General features: G+C 70.8%; 16 protein-coding genes. 15 read left to right on the forward strand and 1 reads right to left on the reverse strand.

Translation table 11 applies throughout. The annotated features are described in order from the left end of the window. The first annotated feature begins 164 nt into the window (after positions 1-164). Complete coding sequence (locus DEJ09_RS13450; RefSeq protein ID WP_171907813.1) at positions 165-521, forward strand: Rv2175c family DNA-binding protein; 357 nt, start codon at positions 165-167, stop codon at positions 519-521. A 70-nt stretch (positions 522-591) separates the two neighbouring features. On the opposite strand, the gene DEJ09_RS13455 is transcribed toward DEJ09_RS13450, so the two are convergent. Continuing rightward, positions 592-1,710, reverse strand: coding sequence for a polyprenyl synthetase family protein (locus tag DEJ09_RS13455; protein ID WP_071405410.1), 1,119 nt, complete (start codon positions 1,708-1,710; stop codon positions 592-594). A 96-nt stretch (positions 1,711-1,806) separates the two neighbouring features. Between DEJ09_RS13455 and DEJ09_RS13460 the strand changes: the two genes are divergently transcribed. The 14 genes from DEJ09_RS13460 (at position 1,807) to ftsZ (ending at position 19,153) form a co-directional block, all read left to right on the forward strand. Then, positions 1,807-2,202: a DUF3040 domain-containing protein gene (locus DEJ09_RS13460; protein WP_111088922.1), complete on the forward strand. Its 396-nt coding sequence runs from the start codon at positions 1,807-1,809 to the stop codon at positions 2,200-2,202. Between the two features lie 708 nt (positions 2,203-2,910). Further along, entirely contained in the window at positions 2,911-3,342 is a 432-nt protein-coding gene (mraZ, locus tag DEJ09_RS13465) for a division/cell wall cluster transcriptional repressor MraZ (protein ID WP_017886616.1), read from the forward strand. Between the two features lie 106 nt (positions 3,343-3,448). Beyond that, on the forward strand, positions 3,449-4,414 hold the full coding sequence (gene rsmH, locus DEJ09_RS13470; protein ID WP_071405412.1) for a 16S rRNA (cytosine(1402)-N(4))-methyltransferase RsmH: 966 nt from the start codon (positions 3,449-3,451) through the stop codon (positions 4,412-4,414). A 1-nt stretch (position 4,415) separates the two neighbouring features. Beyond that, positions 4,416-5,129, forward strand: a complete 714-nt coding sequence (locus DEJ09_RS13475) for a hypothetical protein (protein WP_111088923.1) — start codon at positions 4,416-4,418, stop codon at positions 5,127-5,129. Positions 5,130-5,178: 49 nt separating this feature from the next. Further along, on the forward strand, positions 5,179-6,948 hold the full coding sequence (locus tag DEJ09_RS13480) for a penicillin-binding protein 2 (protein ID WP_111088924.1): 1,770 nt from the start codon (positions 5,179-5,181) through the stop codon (positions 6,946-6,948). 14 nt (positions 6,949-6,962) lie between these two features. Next, the gene (locus DEJ09_RS13485; protein WP_071405414.1) at positions 6,963-8,609 is read left to right on the forward strand and encodes a Mur ligase family protein; all 1,647 of its coding nucleotides are present in this window, start codon (positions 6,963-6,965) and stop codon (positions 8,607-8,609) included. Then, on the forward strand, positions 8,606-10,081 hold the full coding sequence (gene murF / locus DEJ09_RS13490; RefSeq protein ID WP_111088925.1) for a UDP-N-acetylmuramoyl-tripeptide--D-alanyl-D-alanine ligase: 1,476 nt from the start codon (positions 8,606-8,608) through the stop codon (positions 10,079-10,081). Before DEJ09_RS13485 ends, murF begins: the two co-directional genes overlap by 4 nt. Further along, positions 10,078-11,181: a phospho-N-acetylmuramoyl-pentapeptide-transferase gene (gene mraY, locus DEJ09_RS13495; RefSeq protein ID WP_071405416.1), complete on the forward strand. Its 1,104-nt coding sequence runs from the start codon at positions 10,078-10,080 to the stop codon at positions 11,179-11,181. Before murF ends, mraY begins: the two co-directional genes overlap by 4 nt. Positions 11,182-11,185: 4 nt before the next feature. Continuing rightward, entirely contained in the window at positions 11,186-12,721 is a 1,536-nt protein-coding gene (murD, locus tag DEJ09_RS13500) for a UDP-N-acetylmuramoyl-L-alanine--D-glutamate ligase (protein ID WP_111088926.1), read from the forward strand. Next, positions 12,684-13,949, forward strand: a complete 1,266-nt coding sequence (gene ftsW, locus DEJ09_RS13505; protein ID WP_110864618.1) for a putative lipid II flippase FtsW — start codon at positions 12,684-12,686, stop codon at positions 13,947-13,949. The genes murD and ftsW overlap by 38 nt, the downstream gene beginning before the upstream one ends. Then, complete coding sequence (murG, locus tag DEJ09_RS13510) at positions 13,946-15,043, forward strand: undecaprenyldiphospho-muramoylpentapeptide beta-N-acetylglucosaminyltransferase (protein ID WP_111088927.1); 1,098 nt, start codon at positions 13,946-13,948, stop codon at positions 15,041-15,043. Before ftsW ends, murG begins: the two co-directional genes overlap by 4 nt. Further along, the gene (gene murC / locus DEJ09_RS13515; RefSeq protein WP_111088928.1) at positions 15,040-16,461 is read left to right on the forward strand and encodes a UDP-N-acetylmuramate--L-alanine ligase; all 1,422 of its coding nucleotides are present in this window, start codon (positions 15,040-15,042) and stop codon (positions 16,459-16,461) included. The genes murG and murC overlap by 4 nt, the downstream gene beginning before the upstream one ends. Beyond that, complete coding sequence (locus DEJ09_RS13520) at positions 16,458-17,846, forward strand: FtsQ-type POTRA domain-containing protein (RefSeq protein ID WP_111088929.1); 1,389 nt, start codon at positions 16,458-16,460, stop codon at positions 17,844-17,846. Before murC ends, DEJ09_RS13520 begins: the two co-directional genes overlap by 4 nt. 146 nt (positions 17,847-17,992) lie before the next feature. Then, a complete protein-coding gene (ftsZ, locus tag DEJ09_RS13525; RefSeq protein WP_027465251.1) occupies positions 17,993-19,153 on the forward strand; it encodes a cell division protein FtsZ in 1,161 nt (386 codons plus the stop codon). Positions 19,154-19,159 lie beyond the last annotated feature (6 nt).

Consider the following 19,159-nt stretch of genomic DNA (forward strand, 5'->3'; position numbering starts at 1 on the left):
CCTGATCTCGACTGAGCCGTGCGCACGCATGCGCGCACTCACAGGTGCCACAACGCTGGCATGGCCTGATTCCCAAGTCAACCAGAGAGTCAGATGGGGTGGATGTGATGAATGTGACGAACGAGGCGCATTCACTCCGGCGGTCACTCTGGCACCATGGGCGTGTGAGTGCCGCACCCGTCGACGACCTGTCCCTCTCCGAACGCTGGCTGACCGTCCCCGAGCTGGTGGACATGTTCAGCACCAGCCCCGGACGGATCCACCGACTCTTCGAGCAGAAGACCCTGCTCGCAGCCCGCGTCGGCGGTGTGCTGCGCGTGCCCGTCGAGTTCCTGGAGGACGGCGAGCCCATGCCCGAACTCCGCGGCACGCTGATCGTGCTCGGCGACAACGGCTTCACCGACGACGAGGCGGTGCGCTGGATGCTCACCGTCGACGACGCGATGGGCACCACGCCGATCGCGGCGCTGCGCGCCGGTCGCAAGGCCGAGGTGCGTCGCATCGCCCAGTCGCTGCTCTAGACGCGTTCCGGACAGACGGGAGGCCCGGTGCCAGCTGGCACCGGGCCTCCCGTCTGTACTGGGGTCGCGTCTAGGACGACCGGCGGCTGACCGTGTCGGCCAGCGACGCGAGCTGCTCGCGTGCCGACGGTGTCAGCGGCGAGGCGTCCAGTGCCGCCTTGGCGCGCTGGACGTGCCGCTCGATCGACCGCTCCACAGCGGCGACGGCACCGGACTCGGTGAGGGTCGCGCGGAGCATCTGCACCTGCTCCTCGTCGAGGTCGGGGTCGCCGAGGAGCTCGTCCAGGAGCTGCCGCGGGCCGCTCGCCAGCGTCTTGCGCGCCGAGGCGATGAGGACGGTGCGCTTGCCCTCGCGCAGGTCGTCGCCGGCCGGCTTGCCGGTGACCTCGGGATCACCGAAGACGCCGAGCATGTCGTCACGGAGCTGGTACGCCACGCCGAGGGGGAGTCCGAAGGCGCGGAGGCCCTCGAGCTGGGAGTCGCTCGCGCCGGCGACCAGGGCGCCGATGACCAGCGGGGCCTCGATCGAGTACTTCGCCGACTTGAAGACGATGACGCGCTGGGCGCGGAGCAGGTGCTCGGACTCGTCGATGACGGGCCAGGCGGTCTCCTCGTGCACGTCGAGGTACTGCCCCGCCGTGACGTCGAGGCGCATCGCGTGGAACTCCTGGCGGACGATGCGGGCCCGCACCGGGTCGAGGAGCGCCAGGCCCTCGTCGAACACCGAGTCGCTCAGCGAGAGCAGCAGGTCGCCGAGGAGCAGCGCGGAGTTGGTGCCGTACTGCCCGCGGTCGCCGACGAAGCCGGACTCCTCGTGCAGGGACTCGAAGCGGCGGTGCGCGGCCGGACGCCCACGACGGGTGTCCGAGCGGTCCATGATGTCGTCGTGCACCAGGGCTGCGGCGTGGAAGACCTCGAGCGCTGCGGCGACCGTGACGACGGCCTCGGCGGTGGTCTGTCGGGACCCTTCGGCCAGCGGGTCGAACGAGCCCGAACGGCCCGCCACCGACTGCCATCCCCAGTAGCAGAACAGCGCCCGGAAGCGCTTGCCGCCGGACAACAGGTCTCGGGCGTACCGGTCGAACGGCGCGAGGTCGGGGCTGATCGCGAGGAGCCGTTCACGCTGCTCGTCGAGTGCCCGGTCGATACGCGCCGATACGAGGTCCACTAATCGCGTACTCTCAGCCACGATCCCTACCCTAGTGGAGTGGTCGAGGCATAGAATCGGTCCACTCAACCCGCGTTTTTCAACCCCGCGTCGATCCCAGGAACAGAGGGAACCAAGATGCCGCTCTCGGAACAGGAGCAGCGCCTTCTCGAAGAGATGGAGCGCAGCCTCTACCAGAACGATTCCGATTTCGTGGCTCGTGTCACACGTCGACAGGGTCGTCCGACGTACACAGCCATCACGCTCGGTGTCCTCGGTGCACTCGCCGGGGTCGCCATCGTCATCGTCGGCCTGGTGATCAAGGCGCCGCTGCTCGGCATCCTCGGTTTCGTCGTGATGCTCGCCGGTGTCCTGTTCGCGCTGCGCCCGGGCATGCGTGCCCCGAGGGCGAAGCCCGCTCGACCGGGCAAGCCCGCGTCCGGAGGGTCGGCGCGTCCGTCCGCCGGCGGTGGCGGGTCCTTCATGGACCGGATGAACGAGCGCTGGGACAAGCGCAACGACCAGAGTCAGTAGCTGACGGGGGTCACCAGGACTCCCTCCACACTCCTCCACGGGGTCGGCCTTCGGGTCGGCCCCGTTTCGTGTTTCCGGGGGCTGGTTTTTGCGGGGTCCGGCCGGGGTCGTGCCGGCGCGAGTGGTCACGACATGCCGTGCGGTGGACGCCGAGGGTGCAGGAACTGTCGGCTGAGGGCTGCGCGAGCGACGGTTCGTGACCACTCGGCGTCGCGGTGGCGGTGCGTCGTGACCACGCGCTGACCGGCGGCCGGGCGTGGTGGAGCCGACCGTGCGCCCGCGTGCGCTCCGCGGCGGTGGTGGGGCGGGCCTCCAGGCCGGGGTGGCCGGGGAGGCCGGGGTGGACCGCCGCCGGTGCGTGCGCGAGTGGTCACGACATGCCGCGCGGTGGACGCCGAGGGTGCAGGAACTGTCGGCTTGGGGCTGCGCGAGCGACAGTTCGTGCGCGCTCGGCGACGAGCGCTCGCGGCGCGCCCCGGGGCGCTCCACCGGCTGCGAAAGTCCTCCACTTTCCTCCACGCCTGCTCCGGCACTCGCGAACCGCATGGATCCGGGCATCCGCGGTCATCCCGGCGGGGCGCATTCCGGCTTCGATGCCCCCAGTAGGGGTGTCGCGGGCGGAAAAGGGAGCGGATTCCTGGCCGAGGGGAGGGGAGTGGAGTAAAGTGGGGCTCGCAACGGTCCGGTGGAGCGGAGGGGAGGCCCGACGTGCTGCTCGGTACTCATGCCCCGAAGCTCGACGAGAAGGGTCGCGTGATCCTCCCCGCCAAGTTCCGGGACGAACTGTCCGGCGGGCTCGTGATGACCCGCGGCCAGGAACGCTGCGTCGTGGTCTTCAGCGCCCGGACGTTCGAGGAACTCCACGAGCGCATCCGGACCGCCCCGATGACGTCGAAGCGCACCAGGGACTACATGCGTCTGTTCCTCTCGGGGGCCAGCGCCGAACAGCCCGACAAGCAGAACCGCGTGACGATCCCGCAGAACCTCCGCGAGTACGCGGGGCTCGAGCGGGACCTCACGGTCATCGGCAGCGGTGACCGTGCCGAGATCTGGTCCACCCCCGCGTGGGAGGCCTACTACGCCGAAGCCGAAGAGGCATTCGCCGACAACGACGAGGAGGTGATCCCGGGGATCTTCTGATCCGCGGATCGGGACTCCCAGCCGTGAAGCCCTGACGCCACTTCCCCGGTGTCAGGTCGCATGGATGGGGATCCGGACCCACGGCCCAGGAGACGAGGGGCTGCACATGGCCGACAACGACAACGAGACGCCACGCTTCCCGCACACGCCGGTGATGCTCCAGCGCATCGTCGACCTCTTCACGCCGACGCTCGAAGGACCGGGCAAGGTCGTCGTCGACGCCACGCTCGGCATGGGCGGCCACTCCGAGGGCCTGCTCGAGCGGTTCCCGGAGCTCACGCTCATCGGACTCGACCGCGACACCGACGCTCTCGGCATCGCGGGGGAGCGCCTGGCCCGCTTCGGCGACCGCGTCCGCCTCGTGCACACCGTGTACGACGGCATCGTCGACGCGATCGAGGGCGAGGGCTTCACGAAGGTCGACGGCGTGCTGTTCGACCTCGGCGTGAGCTCGCTGCAGCTCGACCGGGCCGAGCGCGGGTTCGCGTACAGCCAGGACGCCCCGCTCGACATGCGCATGGACCGGACCGAGGGGCAGACCGCCGCCGACGTCCTGGCCACCTACGACGAGGGCGAACTCCGCCGCATCTTCCAGCGCTACGGCGAGGAGAAGCTCGCCGGCCGCTACGCCCGAGCGATCGTCGAGCGGCGGGCGACGAAGCCGTTCGAGATGTCCGGCGACCTGGTCCAGGTGCTCCACGACGCGACCCCGGTCGCCATCCAGCGTCAGGGGCACCCGGCCAAGCGCGTCTTCCAGGCACTCCGCATCGAGGTCAACGCCGAACTCAGCGTGCTCGAGCGGGCGATCCCGGCGGCGCTCGACGCCATCGCGGTCGGCGGCCGGATCGTCGTCGAGTCGTACCAGTCCCTCGAGGACCGCATCGTCAAGCGGGCCCTGGTGGAGCGCACGAAGTCGAGCGCCCCCGCCGGCCTGCCGGTGGAGCTGCCCGAGCACGCCCCGACCTTCTCCCTGATCGTCAAGGGCGCCGAGCTGGCCGACGAGGCCGAACGCGCCGCCAACCCCCGAGCAACCCCCGTGCGCCTGCGCGCGGCCGAGCGGATCCGGAACTGACATGAGCACGAACCTCGCACTCGTCGACCCTGCGGTCGTCCCGTCGCGGGCCCCGCGCCCCGACCGTCAGCACCGCCCCGAGCTGGTCGAGGTCACCCCGACCGCGGCCCAGCGCCGGGCACGCCCCCGCATCGGGTACGCCGTGGTGGCCGTCGCCGCGCTCGGGATCCTGCTGCTGGCCCAGCTCGGCATCAGCATGGTGCTCAGCCAGGGCGCCTACACGCTCAACTCGCTGTCGGCCGAGCAGACGAACCTGTCCCGCACACAGCAGTCGCTGTCCGAGCAGCTCCGGGTCCTCGACTCGCCGCAGAACCTGGCCCGCAACGCCCAGTCGCTCGGCATGATCGCCAACTCGACGCCCGTGTACCTCGACCCGAAGACCGGTCGGGTGTACGGCACGCCGACGCCGGCGAAGCCCGACGAGGCCACGGCGTCCACCGAGAACCAGGTGCCGAACTCGCTGCTGAACGACGTCCCGCTGGCCACGAAGCCGGGGGACACCTCCACCAGCAAGGAGACGGGCACGACGAGCACGACGGACACGTCGGACACGTCGAGCACGAAGGACTCGTCGGGCGCCACGGGTACCGCGGGATCCACCGACAGCACCGCCACGTCTGAGAAGACGAGCGGCGCCAGCGCGTCGGACCAGGGGACGGCGAAGTCGTCCGTAGAGTCCGACGCGAACCCGCTCCAGGCGCCCTCCACCCGGTGACCGGCGGGTCCGCCGCACCCTCAGCACCGCCCGGGAAGGACCGCACCGCGTGACGAAGACGATCCGCAACCGACGCCTGCGCTACAGCATCGTGATGCTCGCCGTGATCGCCCTCGTCGGGGTGTTCGTGGTGCGGCTCGTCGACATCCAGGTCGTCCAGGCGTCCAAGCTGAACAAGGCGTCGGCGCAGAAGCGCAGCATCCCCGTGACGATCTACGGCACCCGCGGGTCGATCGTGGACCGCAACGGCACCGAACTCGCCGACAGCGTGACCCGGTACAACATCACGACCTCGCCGCGCCTGGTCAAGCAGTTCAAGGGCAGGCTCGGCGGCACACGCATCAAGGACGTCAGCGTCGGCACCGCCCTCAGCGCGCTGGCGAAGGCCTCCGGGGGCGACGTCGCGACCATGCGGAAGAACATCGCCGCGAACCCGAAGTCCGACTTCGCCTACCTGGTCAAGGGCCTCGACGTGCAGCACTACGAGGCCGTGCGGGCACTCGGCATCCCCTGGCTGTACCCGGAGCCACAGGCGGCGCGGGTGTACCCGACGGGTGCGACCACGGGCAACCTCACCGGCTTCATGGGCACCGACGGTGCCCAGGCCGGCCTGGAGTACTCCTACAACCAGTGCCTGGCGGGCACCAACGGGTCCGAGACGTACGAGCGCGGCGAGGACGGTGTGCAGCTTCCGGGCAGCACCGTGACCACGAAGAAGGCCAAGGACGGCGGCACGCTCGAGACCACGATCGACAGCGACCTGCAGTACATGGCGCAGCAGACCATCGCGTCCGCCGCCAAGACCCTGCAGGCGGAGTCCGCGACGGCGACGGTCACGAGCGTCAAGACGGGTGAGTTGCTCGCGGTCGCCGACTACCCGACGGTGGACCCGAACGACGTCGACGCCACGACCGACAAGGGCGCCTTCGGTTCCCGTGCCCTGACGGCGTCGTACGAGCCGGGCTCCACGATCAAGGCCGCGATCGCCGCCGCGCTGCTCGACCAGGGCAAGTCGAACCCCACCGACCAGGCGGTCGTGCCGTACTCGCGCACGTTCCCCTGGGGCGGCACGATCCACGACTCGGAGTTCCACCCCACCGAGAACCTCACGCTGACCGGCATCCTGCAGAACTCGTCGAACGTCGGCATCACCGAGCTCGGCGCACGGCTGACCGCCCAGCAGCGCTTCGACTACATGAAGAAGTTCGGGCTGTTCGAGCCGGAGACGGCCATCGACTACCCGGGCCAGCCCTCGATGGACTACGGCACGAGCCCGAACTGGGACCAGCAGACGAACATCAACTCGATGTTCGGTCAGGGCATCTCGACGACGGCGGTGCAGGTCGCGAGCGTGTTCCAGACGATCGCGAACGACGGTGTCCGGATCCCGCTGCACTTCGTCAAGGGCTGCACCACGGCCGACGGCAAGACGATCGACGCGCCCGACGTGCAGAAGCAGCGGGTCGTCTCCGCAGCCGCCGCCACGCAGGTCACCGGCATGCTGCAGAGCGTCGTCACGGGTGGCACGCTGGTGGGCATGAAGCCGATCTCCGGCTACAACATCGCCGCGAAGACGGGGACCGCCGAGGTGGCCGAGGGGTCGCAGGGCTACGGCGGTCAGCGCATCACGTCGGTGGCCGGAATGGCACCCGCCGAAGACCCCCAGTATGTTGTCACGGTGACGTTCACGAAGCCGCAGACCAACAAGTGGTCCAGCGGAGCGGCTCCGGCGTTCCGCACACTCATGTCCCAGGTGCTCGAGAAGTACCGAGTAGCCCCCTCCGCGTCCGAGGCGAAGCTCTACCCGTCCACGTGGTGAGGAAGAAGGAACACTTGTCCGCACGGATCCCCCCGGTCCTCCGACCCGAACACCCGACCCCGAGGGCCGTCTCCGAACTCGCCAACGCGTTCGGTCTGCGAGTCGTCGGCTCGGTCGACAGCATCGAGACCACCGGTGTCACCCTGAGCGCCACCGAGGTGCAGCCGGGTGACCTGTTCGTCGGCGTGCACGGTGCGAACCGGCACGGCGCACAGTTCGCGACGGAGGCCGCCGAGCGCGGCGCCGTCGCCGTCCTGACCGACCAGGACGGCGTCGCACTGGTCGAGCCGTCCGGGCTGCCGGTGCTCGTCGTCGACGACCCCCGCGCCGCCCTCGGCGACGTCGCGGCGTGGGTCTACCGCACGCACCCCGACGAGGCCACCGACCTGCCGCAGCTGTTCGCCGTCACCGGCACGAACGGCAAGACGAGCACGTCCTACATCCTCGAGGGCATCCTCAAGCAGCTCGGCCTGGTCACCGGCCTGAGCTCGACCGCCGAGCGCCACATCGGTTCGCTCAGCGTGACGAGCCGCCTGACCACGCCCGAGGCCAGCGAGATGCACGCGCTCCTCGCCCGCATGCGCGAGAGCGAGGTCCGCGCGGTCGCCGTCGAGGTCAGCGCCCAGGCCCTCAGCCGGCACCGCGTCGACGGCATCGTCTTCGACGTCGCGGCCTTCACGAACCTGTCGCACGACCACCTCGACGACTACGCCGACATGGAGGAGTACTACCAGGCGAAGCTCCCGCTGTTCCAGCCCGAGCACGCCCGTCGCGGCGTCGTCTCGCTGGACACCGACTGGGGCCACCGCGTGGTGCAGGACTCCCGCATCCCGGTCACCACGATCACCGTGCACCCCGACGTCGAGGCCGAGTGGCACGTCGACATCGTCGAGGCGCACGCCGCCTACACCGAGTTCCGTCTGACCGGCCCCGAGGGCCGCGAGCTGACCACCCGTGTGCCGCTGATCGGCTGGCACATGGCGGCGAACGCGGCACTCGCGATCGTCATGCTCGTCGAGGGCGGGTTCGAGCTGGGTGCCATCGCACACGCGCTGGAGAGCAACCACCGCCGCTACCCCGACGAGGACGACGCGAGCGAGCGTGACGGCGAGACCCACCGCGTCTCCGCCATCGAGTGCTACCTGCCCGGCCGCACCGAGCGCGTCTCCGGCGAGCACGGCCCGAGCGTCTACGTCGACTTCGGCCACAGCGCCGACGCGTTCGAGAACACCCTCGCCGCGGTCCGGCAGTTCACCTCCGGCAAGGTCCTCATGCTGTTCGGCGCCGACGGCGACCGCGACACCACGAAGCGCGGCGACATGGCACGCGTGGCCGCAGCCGGCAGCGACATCCTCGTCGTCACCGACCACCACCCCCGCTTCGAGGACGCCGCGTCGATCCGGAAGACCCTGGTCGACGCCGCACGTGCGGCGTACCCCGACCACGAGATCCACGAGGTCAGCCCGCCCGAGGCCGCCATCCGCACGGCCGTGAGCCTGGTCGGCGAGGGGGACTCGATCCTCTGGGCCGGCCCGGGCCACCAGGACTACCGCGACATCCAGGGCGTCCGCACGCCGTACTCCGCCCGCGACGAGGCCCGCGTGGCCCTGCGCGAGGCCGGCTGGGAGCCGAACTCCGGTCCGGCGGAGGACGTCCGATGATCGCCATGACCCTCGCCGAGATCGCCACCGCGGTCGGCGGCGAGCTGATCGGCGGCGCGCAGGCGACCGACGTCGCCGAGCCCGGCGACCTGGTCGTCGAGGGCTCGGTCGAGACCGACTCCCGCCTGGTCCGCCCCGGCAGCGTCTTCTTCGCCCTGCCCGGTGAGGTCACCGACGGCCGACGCTTCGTGCCCGCAGCGGTCGACGCCGGTGCCGCCCTGGTGATCACGCCCGACCGCGTGGAGACCACCGCGCCGCAGATCGTCGTCGCCGACGGGTACGAGGCCCTCGCCGCGCTCGCGCACGAGGTCGTCACGCGCGTCCGGATGAGCACCGCAGACCGCGTCGACGCTGACGGTCGCCCGGCACCCTTGCGGGTCGTCGGCATCACCGGCTCGAACGGCAAGACGAGCACGAAGAACATGCTCCGCACGATCCTCGAGCAGCACGGCGCGACCGTCGCGCCCGAGGGCTCGTTCAACAACCACGTCGGCGCACCGATCTCGATGCTCCGCGTCACGTACGACACCCGGTACCTGGTGGTCGAGATGGGCGCGAGCGGCGTCGGCCACATCGCCAAGCTCGTCTCGATCGCCGAGCCCGACCTCGGCGTCGTCCTCAAGGTGGGCCTCGCGCACGCCGGCGAGTTCGGCGGCATCGAGGCGACGCAGCGCGCGAAGTCCGAGATGGTCACCGACCTGCCCGAGACCGCCACGGCCCTGCTCAACGTCGACGACGACCGCGTCGCGTCGATGCGAGACCTGACGGCCGCGCGGGTGGTGGGCTTCGGCACGTCGACGGACGCCGACTACCGCATCACCGGCATCGAGACGGACCGCAGCGGCACCCGCTTCACCCTCACCGCGCCTCCAGGACAGCCTGGAGGCCCGGATCACGTCGACGTGCGCCTCGCGATCCTGGGTGAGCACCACGCCATGAACGCGTCCGCCGCGCTCACCGTCGCCCACCTGTGGGGCGTCCCGCTCGCCGACGGCGCCGCGGCGCTCGCGTCGATGACGCGCGCCGAGCGCTGGCGCATGGAGCTGCTCCAGGGCGGCCCCGAGGGCGTCACCGTCATCAACGACGCGTACAACGCGTCGCCCGACTCCACCGCGGCGGCGCTGCGGACCCTGGCGCAGATCGTGCGCCCGGGGGAGCGGACCGTCGCCGTGCTCGGTGAGATGGCCGAGCTCGGTGAGTACTCCGTCGAGGAGCACGACCGCATCGGTCGGCTCGTCGTCCGCCTCGGCATCGGACAGCTCGTGGTCGTCGGCCGCGGCGCGATGCCCATCCACCAGGCCGCCACCCTCGAGGGATCGTGGGACGGCGAGTCCGTGTACATCGAGGACGTCGACGACGCCGTCCGTGCCATGCAGGAGATGCTCCGCCCCGGCGACGTCGTCCTCGTCAAGTCCTCGAAGTCTGCCGAACTGCGATTCCTCGGCGACCGCCTCGGAGGTGTCACCGAATGATCGCGCTCCTCATCGCCGGCGCCACGTCGCTGGTGTTCACGTTGCTGCTCACCCCGTCCTTCATCAAGCTCTTCCACCGTCTCGGGTGGGGGCAGTTCATCCGTGACGACGGTCCGCAGTCCCACCACACCAAGCGCGGGACCGCCACCATGGGCGGCATCGTCCTGATCATCGGTGCGGTGATCGGGTACTTCGTCGGCCACCTGATCGGAGGCGACTCGATCACGCTGTCCGGCCTGCTCGTGCTGTTCCTGATGGTCGGGCTCGGGTTCGTCGGCTTCATCGACGACTTCCTCAAGGTGCGCCGTCAGCGGAGCCTCGGGCTCGGCGGCTGGGCCAAGATCCTCGGCCAGGTCATCGTCGGCGTCATCTTCGCCACGATCGCCCTGGTCGTGCCCACGTCGAACGGCAAGCCGCCGGCGTCCACGATGATCTCGGCGATCCGCGACGTGCCGTGGCTCGACTTCATGGCGCTCGGCACCGTCATCGGCACCGTGCTGTTCCTCGCCTGGATCGTCCTGCTGACGGTGTCCACGTCGAACGGCGTGAACGTGGCCGACGGGCTCGACGGCCTGGCCACCGGGTCGAGCATCCTGGCGATCGGCTCGTACGTCATCATCGGCTTCTGGCAGTCGAACCAGATCTGCGGCGGGGCACGGCTCGACTCGAACACCGCCCACGCCTGCTACACCGTCTCGAACCCGCTCGACCTCGCCGTGGTCGCGGCCGCGGTCTGCGGCGGGCTCATCGGGTTCCTCTGGTACAACACCTCGCCGGCGCAGATCTTCCTCGGTGACACCGGGTCGCTCGGCCTCGGCGGTGCCCTGGCCGGCCTCGCGATCCTCAGCCGCACCGAGCTGCTGCTCATCCTCATCGGTGGCCTGTTCTTCATCGTCACCGGCTCCGTCATCCTGCAGCGGGCCTACTTCAAGATCACCCACGGCAAGCGCATCTTCCTGATGAGTCCGCTGCACCACCACTTCGAACTGAAGGGGTGGGCCGAGGTGACCGTCGTCGTCCGCTTCTGGATCATCGCCGGGCTCTTCGTCGCGGCGGGGGTCGGACTCTTCTACCTCGAATGGATCGCACGCGTTGGTTGACCCGGTGTCCTCGCCGTCCCGCCTCCAGTCCCTCGACAGCTGGTACTCCGAGGGGTGGAAGGGGCTCAACGTCGCCGTCCTCGGCCTCGGTGCCACCGGGTTCTCGGTCGCCGACACGCTCGTGGAGCTCGGCAGCGAGGTGACGGTCTACTCGTCCGACGCCCCCGCCGACAGCGTCGAGCTGCTCGACGTGATCGGTGCCCGGTTCCTGCAGACGCCGCTCGACACCGTGCCGGACGCCCTCGTGCAGCAGGCACCCGACGTGGTCATCGTGTCGCCGGGGCTGCCCCCGCACAACGCCACCGTGCAGTGGTCGGTGACGAACAGCACCGTCTGGGGGGACATCGAGCTCGCCTGGCGCGTGCGCGACAAGGTCGTCCGCGGCCCGGTCGCGGCCCCCTGGATCACGATCACGGGCACGAACGGCAAGACCACGACGACACAGCTCACGACCGCGATGTACGAGGCCGGCGGCCTGCGTGCCGTCGCGTGCGGGAACATCGGCGTGCCGGTGCTCGACGTCGTGCGCGACCCGGTCGGCTACGACGTGCTCGTCGTCGAGCTCTCGAGCCACCAGCTGCACTACGCGGCGACGTCCGGTGACGGCGCCGTGGTGCCGCTCGCGAGCGCCTGCCTCAACATCGCCGACGACCACCTGGAGTGGCACGGCTCCGCCGAGGCGTACCGCGCGGCGAAGGCCAAGGTCTACGAGCGCACCGTGATGGCGTGCGTCTACAACACCTCGGACGAGGCCACCCGGCAGATGGTGCAGGAGGCCGACGTGGTGGAGGGCTGCCGTGCGGTCGGCTTCACCCCCGGCGTCCCCGCTCCCGGTGACGTCGGCATCGTCGAGGACGTCCTGTGCGACCGGGCCTTCAACGAGGACCGCCGCAACAGCGCGCTCGAGCTGTCGACCATCGCCGACCTCGAGGCCGCCGGGCTCGCCAGCCCGCACATGACCATGAACGTCCTGGCCGCCGCTGCCCTGGCCCGTGCCGGCACCGTCCAGCCGAGCGCCATCCAGTCGGCCGTCCGGGCGTTCCGCGCCGACCACCACCGCACCGAGCTCGTCGCCCAGGCGAACGGCATCACCTGGGTCGACGACTCCAAGGCCACGAACCCGCACGCCGCCACCGCGTCGCTCGCGTCGTTCGACACCGTGGTGTGGATCGTCGGCGGTCTGTTCAAGGGCGTCGACGTCGACGGGCTGGTCGAGCGCTTCGGCCCCGGCGTCCGCGCCGTCGTGGTCATCGGCACCGACCGGACCCCGGTCCTCGAGGCATTCGCGCGACACGCGTCCACGGTCCCGGTGCTCCAGGTGGAGACGACGGACACTGATCAGGTCATGCGCGAGGCGGTCCGGCATGCCGCATCGGTCGCGAGGCCGGGCGACACCGTCCTCCTCGCCCCGGCGGCTGCGTCGTTCGACCAGTTCGGCTCCTACGCCGACCGGGGGCAGCGTTTCGCGGCCGCGGTCAACGAGCACCTGGGAGGAGAAGTCGATGGCGACGACACCGACGGATCTTCCGAACAGCCGTAACGGCCGGACCGCGACGACCCCACGACGGACGAACGGCGCGATCGTCGCCGTCAAGAACGTCTTCGTCGCGGAGTCCAGCACCTTCTACACGATCCTCGGCGTCACGCTGTTCCTCGTCGTCTTCGGCGTCGTGATGGTGCTGTCCTCGTCGAGCGTCGAGGAGTACGCGGCGACCCACGACTTCTTCGGGGCGGCGTCACGCCAGGGCCTGTACGCCGTGCTCGGCGTGCCGCTCATGCTCATCGCCAGCCGGGTCCCGACCCGGATCTGGCGGAAGTGGGCGATGCGGCTGCTCGGTGCGGCGCTCGTCCTGCAGCTGCTCGTGTTCACCCCGCTCGGCATCGACATCCAGGGCAACCGGAACTGGATCGAGCTCGGGTCGTTCACCGCGCAGCCGTCCGAGGTCGTGAAGCTCGGCCTGGTGCTCGGCATCGGCGCCATCATCTACGTCAAGCGGGACAAGCTCGACGACTGGAAAGAGGTGTTCATCCCGATCGGGATCGCCTCGATGCTCTCGCTCGGGCTCGTCGTCCTCGGCGGTGACCAGGGCACCGCGATGGTCATGCTCATCCTGGTGTTCGGCGCGCTGTACATCGGCGGCGTCCGCGCCCGGCACCTGCTCGTCGGCCTCGGCGCGTTCGCCGTGATGCTGCCCTTCGTGACGATGGCCTCGGCCTCGCGCTCGACCCGCATCAGCGCCTGGCTGTCCGGGTGCACCGACACCAGCCAGTACCAGGACATCTGCTGGCAGCCCGTGCACGGCATGTGGGCGCTCGCGTCCGGCGGTGTGTTCGGCGTCGGCCTCGGCAACTCGAAGGCGAAGTGGTCGTGGCTGCCCGAGGCGGACAACGACTACATCTTCGCGATCATCGGCGAGGAGCTCGGCCTGATCGGCGCCGTCGTGGTGCTCAGCCTGTTCGTGGTGCTCGCCGTCGGCATGATCAAGATCATCCGGCAGTCCCGCGACCCCTTCGTGAAGACGGTCACCGGTGGCATCCTCGCGTGGATCATCGGCCAGGCGCTCATCAACATCGCCGTCGTGCTCGGCCTGCTGCCCGTCCTCGGTGTGCCCCTGCCCCTCATCTCGGCCGGTGGTTCGGCCCTCATCATGACCCTGGTGGCGATCGGCGTCGTGCTCTCCTTCGCCCGTGACCTGCCCGGCAAGAACGACCCCGGCCTGACGAACGCCCCACTCGGCCGGACCTCCACGAACGGATCACTGCGGTGAGCAAGTACCTCTTCGCCGGCGGCGGCACCGCCGGCCACGTCAACCCCCTGCTCGCGGTCGCCGACCGGCTGACCGAGCGGGAGCCGGGCGCCGAGGTGCTCGTGCTGGGCACCGCCGAGGGCCTGGAGTCCCGTCTCGTCCCGATGCGCGGCTACGAGCTGCTGACGATCCCGCGCTTGCCGTTCCCGCGGAAGCTGAACGGAGCCGCCCTGCGCTTCCCGCAGCGGTTCGCGGCGGCGGTCAAGCGGACCGAGCAGATCATCCGCGACCACGAGATCGAGGTGGTCCTCGGTGTCGGTGGCTACGCGGCCGCTCCGGCGTACGTCGCCGCCCGCCGCACCGGCACCCCGATCGTCGTGCACGAGCAGAACGCGAAGCCCGGGCTGGCGAACCGCCTCGCCGCGTTCCTCACCGAGCACGTCGGCCTCACCTTCTCGAACACCCGCCTGCGTCACGGCCGCGTCGTCGGCATGCCGCTCCGTCGCGAGATCGAGTCGCTCGACCGCCGTGCCGTCCGGGCCGAGGGGCTCGCCGAGTTCGGGCTCGACCCGGACCGGCCCGTGCTGCTCGTGACCGGTGGCTCCTCGGGCGCACGGAGCATCAACCGGACGATCAACAAGTCCGCCGCCGCGATCGTCGGAGCCGGCTGGCAGGTCCTGCACGTCGTGGGCGCCGCGTCGGACATCGGCCCGAGCGACCTCGACGGCTACCACGTGCTGCCCTACTGCGACCGGATGGACCTGGCGTACGCGGCGAGCGACTTCGTCGTGTCGCGCTCCGGCGCCGGCATGGTGTGCGAGCTGACCGCCGTCGGGCTGCCGAGCGTGCTCGTGCCGTACCCGGTGGGCAACGGTGAGCAGCGCCACAACGCGAAGGACGTCGTCGACGCCGGGGGCGCCGTCCTGGTGGCCGACGGGGAATTCGACCAGGACTGGGTGACGTTCCAGCTGCTGAGCATCCTGCAGGACCGCTCCCGCATCGCGGACATGACCGTGCGGGCGGGCAGCGTCGGCCACCGCGACGGCGCCGACCGGATGACCGACCTGGTCCTCGACGCCGCGAAGCAGGCCCCCAGCACCACGGAGGAACGATGACCATCAAGCCGGACCTGACCCAGCCGATCCCGGACGACCTGGGCACGGTGCACTTCGTCGGCATCGGCGGCGCGGGCATGAGCGGGATCGCGCGGATGTTCCTCGCCGCCGGGCACCGCGTGACCGGCAGCGACTCCCGCGAGACGGAGACGACCGGCACGATGCGCGACCTCGGCGCGACCGTGCACATCGGTCACGACGCCGCGAACGTCGGCCAGGCCGACACCATCGTCGTCACGAGCGCGCTCTGGCCCGACAACCCCGAGCTCCTCGAGGCGCAGCGCCGCGGTCTGCCGGTGCTCCACCGCTCGCAGGCCCTCGCCGCCCTGATCGCCGAGCACCGCCTGGTCGCGGTGGCCGGTGCGCACGGCAAGACCACCTCGACCGGCATGATCGTCACCGCGATGGTCGAGCTCGGCCTGGACCCGAGCTTCGTCAACGGCGGCGTCATCCAGTCCCTCGGCACCAGCTCGGCCCCGGGGTCCAGCGACCTGTTCGTGGTCGAGGCCGACGAGTCCGACGGCTCGTTCCTGCTCTACGACGTCGCCGTGGCCCTGATCACCAACGTCGACGCCGATCACCTGGACCACTACGGCAGCGAGGAGGCCTTCACCGAGGCCTTCGTCGAGTTCGCCGCGAAGGCGAGCGAGCGCGTCGTCATCTCGAGCGACGACGCCGGAGCAAAGACGGTCACGGCCGGCATCCGCCAGCGCCCGGACGCCCCCGAGATCGTCACGTTCGGCGAGGCCGTCGACGCGGACGTCCGCATCGAGGGCATCACCGAGTCGGCGGGCGTCGAGGTCGACTTCCGCGCCGGTGGCGAGGCGTACCACCTGACCCTCCGCGTGCCCGGCCGCCACAACGCGATCAACGCCGTCGGCGCCTTCGCGGTCCTGACCGGCCTCGGCGTCGCCCCGGCCGACGCGGTCCGCGGGCTCGAGGCGTTCGGTGGCACCCAGCGCCGCTTCGAGCTGCACGGTGTCGAGCGCGGCGTCTCGGTCTACGACGACTACGCGCACCACCCGACCGAGGTCGCCGCGGCGCTCAAGGCCGCCCGCAACGTCGTCGGCGACGGTCGCATCATCGCGATCCACCAGCCGCACCTGTACTCGCGCACCCGCCTGATGGCCGGCGACTTCGCCAAGGTGTACGAGGAGCTCGCCGACCACACGGTCGTGCTCGACGTCTACGGCGCCCGCGAGGACCCGGAGCCCGGCGTGACCGGTGCCCTGGTGCAGGAGCGCTTCGCCGACCAGTCGCGCGTCGAGTTCCTGCCCGACTGGGACGAAGCGGCGGCCCGCGCGGCCGCGGTCGCCCGTGACGGCGACATCATCATGACGCTCAGCTGCGGCGACGTGTACCGGATCATCCCGCAGGTGCTCGGCGCCCTGGGCACCGACGGAGCGTCGTCCCGGTGAAGCGCCCCGAGGGGTTCGACGAGGGGGACGCCCGCAGGGACGCCCCGGCCGAGGCCGCGGAAGCGCCCCGGCAGCGTCGTGGTCCCTCGAAGCCGCGGCTGCCGTTCCGCGGACGCGTCGCCGACGACCGGGAGGCCCGTCCCGCGTCCGCCGAGTCGGCTGCGGCCGTCGCGACCCCGGCCCCCACCACCCCGGGCAACACTCCGGCACCCGGTGCCTCCGGATCGCGCCCCCCAGCGGTCGGTGCGCCCCCGAGCGTCGGGGCGCGACGACCGTCCGCGGGAGCGGATCCGACCACCGATGCCGCCGACTCGACGCGCGACCGCGTCGGCGCCCTCGCGGGCGCGGCCGGCCGTCGCGTCGGCGCCGGCTTCGGGGCGGTCGCCGACCGCCTGCGCGAGTACACGCCGGACGAGGACCACCGCGATCCGCGCTCCGACGCGGGCAACGCGCCCCGAGGAGACGGGGCGCGACGACCGTCCGGGGGCGCGGCGGGCAGTGCACGCGACCACGACGCGACCGTGACCGACGTGCTCGACGCGGGCAGTGCCTCCCGGACCGACCAGCACACCGAGGCGCCCATCGGGGCGCGGGTGCGCGCTGCCGAGACCGCCCGCGAGGCGCGCATCGCGAAGCGACGCCGTCGGCTGCTCGAGCGTGCCGAGGTCCGCCGGTTCACCCGGCGCAGCCGGCACCGCCGCGCCGCGTGGATCACGGCGGCGAGCGTCGTCCTGGTGCTCGGGGTCTCGATCCTCGTCGCGGTGTTCTCCCCGTTGATGGCGCTCCGCACGATCGAGGTCAAGGGCACGAACCGCGTCGACGAGTCCGCGCTCCGCCAGGCCCTGTCCGACCAGATCGGCACGCCCCTGGCCCGGCTCGACTTCGACGCGATCAAGCGGGACGTCGCCGGGTTCCCGCTCATCGAGAGCTACGTGACCGAAGAGGCCCCGCCGCACACGCTCGTCGTCACGGTGACCGAGCGCACGCCGGTGGTCGCGGTGCGCTCCGGCAGCACCTTCGACCTCGTCGACCCCGCGGGCATCGTCGTGCAGTCGTCGCCGAAGCGCCCGGCGACCATGCCGCTCGCCGACATCGCCCGCGCGCGCCTGGGGTCCTCGAGCTTCCGCACCATGACCGAGGTCGTGCTGGCGCTGCCCTCGACGGTCCGGTCCCAGGTGACGCGCGTCGCCGGGTCGACGGCCGACGACGTCACCCTGACGCTCAAGGACGGCTCGACCGTCGTGTGGGGGAGCCCGGACGACTCGGACGCGAAGGCCGAACTGCTCGCCGCGCTGGTCAAGGACCACGCGGCGCGGAACCCCGGCGTCGTCGTCGAGTACGACGTCTCGGCACCGGACAACGGCGTGATCCGCGCCAAGGACTGAATTGCCGGACCTGATCGGCGACACGCGGCGTGGCGGGGCGACACTGCGCCGAACGCACCCGTAGCGTCGGAGCCAGCACCACATCTACCAGCATTGCCCCTGAACTTCAAGTAGAGGTTGAGGGTTCTACCGGAGGCCTGACTGACGTGACCACGAACCACAACTACCTCGCCGTCATCAAGGTCGTCGGTGTCGGCGGCGGCGGCGTCAACGCCGTCAACCGCATGATCGAGCTCGGTCTCCGTGGGGTCGAGTTCATCGCGATCAACACCGACGCCCAGGCGCTGCTGCTCAGCGACGCCGACGTCAAGCTCGACGTCGGCCGCGAGATCACCCGCGGCCTCGGTGCCGGCGCGGACCCCGAGGTCGGCCGTCGTGCCGCCGAGGACCACGCCGAGGAGATCGAAGAGGCCCTGGCCGGCGCCGACATGGTGTTCGTCACCGCGGGCGAGGGTGGCGGCACCGGCACCGGTGGCGCACCGGTCGTCGCGCGCATCGCGAAGTCCATCGGCGCACTGACCATCGGCGTCGTCACGAAGCCCTTCAGCTTCGAGGGCAAGCGTCGCCAGTCGCAGGCCGAGAACGGCGTCGCGGGCCTCAAGGACGAGGTGGACACGCTCATCGTCGTCCCGAACGACCGCCTGCTCGAGATCAGCGACCGCGGCATCTCCATGGTCGAGGCCTTCGCCACGGCCGACCAGGTGCTCCTCGCCGGTGTGCAGGGCATCACCGACCTCATCACGACCCCGGGCCTGATCAACCTCGACTTCGCCGACGTCAAGAGCGTCATGCAGGGTGCGGGTTCGGCGCTCATGGGCATCGGCTCCTCGCGCGGCGCCGACCGTGCGATCAAGGCGGCCGAGCTCGCCGTCGCGTCGCCGCTGCTCGAGGCCTCGATCGACGGTGCGCACGGCGTGCTGCTGTCGATCCAGGGTGGCTCGAACCTCGGCATCTTCGAGATCAACGACGCCGCGCGTCTGGTGCAGGAAGCCGTGCACCCCGAGGCGAACATCATCTTCGGTGCGGTCATCGACGACACCCTGGGCGACGAGGTCCGCGTGACCGTCATCGCCGCGGGCTTCGACGGCGGCGAGCCGGCGCAGCAGCAGAAGGAACGTCGCTCGAGCTACGTCGACCCGGAGTCGAGCGCAGCGGCGCCCGTCGCCGCCTCGACCGGCGCGATCGAGGACTCCACCACATCGAGCCCGTCCTGGGCCTCGCAGGAGCACCAGCCGCCGGTGCAGCGCGCCGCCGACCCGGCGTTCGACGACGACGACGAGCTCGACGTCCCCGACTTCCTGAAGTAACCCACC

Source organism: Curtobacterium sp. MCLR17_055, from assembly GCF_003234305.1.
Lineage (GTDB): Bacteria > Actinomycetota > Actinomycetes > Actinomycetales > Microbacteriaceae > Curtobacterium > Curtobacterium flaccumfaciens.

Coding starts and splice junctions, on each gene's coding strand:
- DEJ09_RS13460 (WP_111088922.1), top strand. CDS start 1,807: ATGCCGCTCTCGGAACAGGAGCAGCGCCTTCTCGAAGAGATGGAGCGC.
- rsmH (WP_071405412.1), top strand. CDS start 3,449: ATGGCCGACAACGACAACGAGACGCCACGCTTCCCGCACACGCCGGTG.
- DEJ09_RS13475 (WP_111088923.1), top strand. CDS start 4,416: ATGAGCACGAACCTCGCACTCGTCGACCCTGCGGTCGTCCCGTCGCGG.
- murF (WP_111088925.1), top strand. CDS start 8,606: ATGATCGCCATGACCCTCGCCGAGATCGCCACCGCGGTCGGCGGCGAG.
- mraY (WP_071405416.1), top strand. CDS start 10,078: ATGATCGCGCTCCTCATCGCCGGCGCCACGTCGCTGGTGTTCACGTTG.
- ftsW (WP_110864618.1), top strand. CDS start 12,684: ATGGCGACGACACCGACGGATCTTCCGAACAGCCGTAACGGCCGGACC.
- murC (WP_111088928.1), top strand. CDS start 15,040: ATGACCATCAAGCCGGACCTGACCCAGCCGATCCCGGACGACCTGGGC.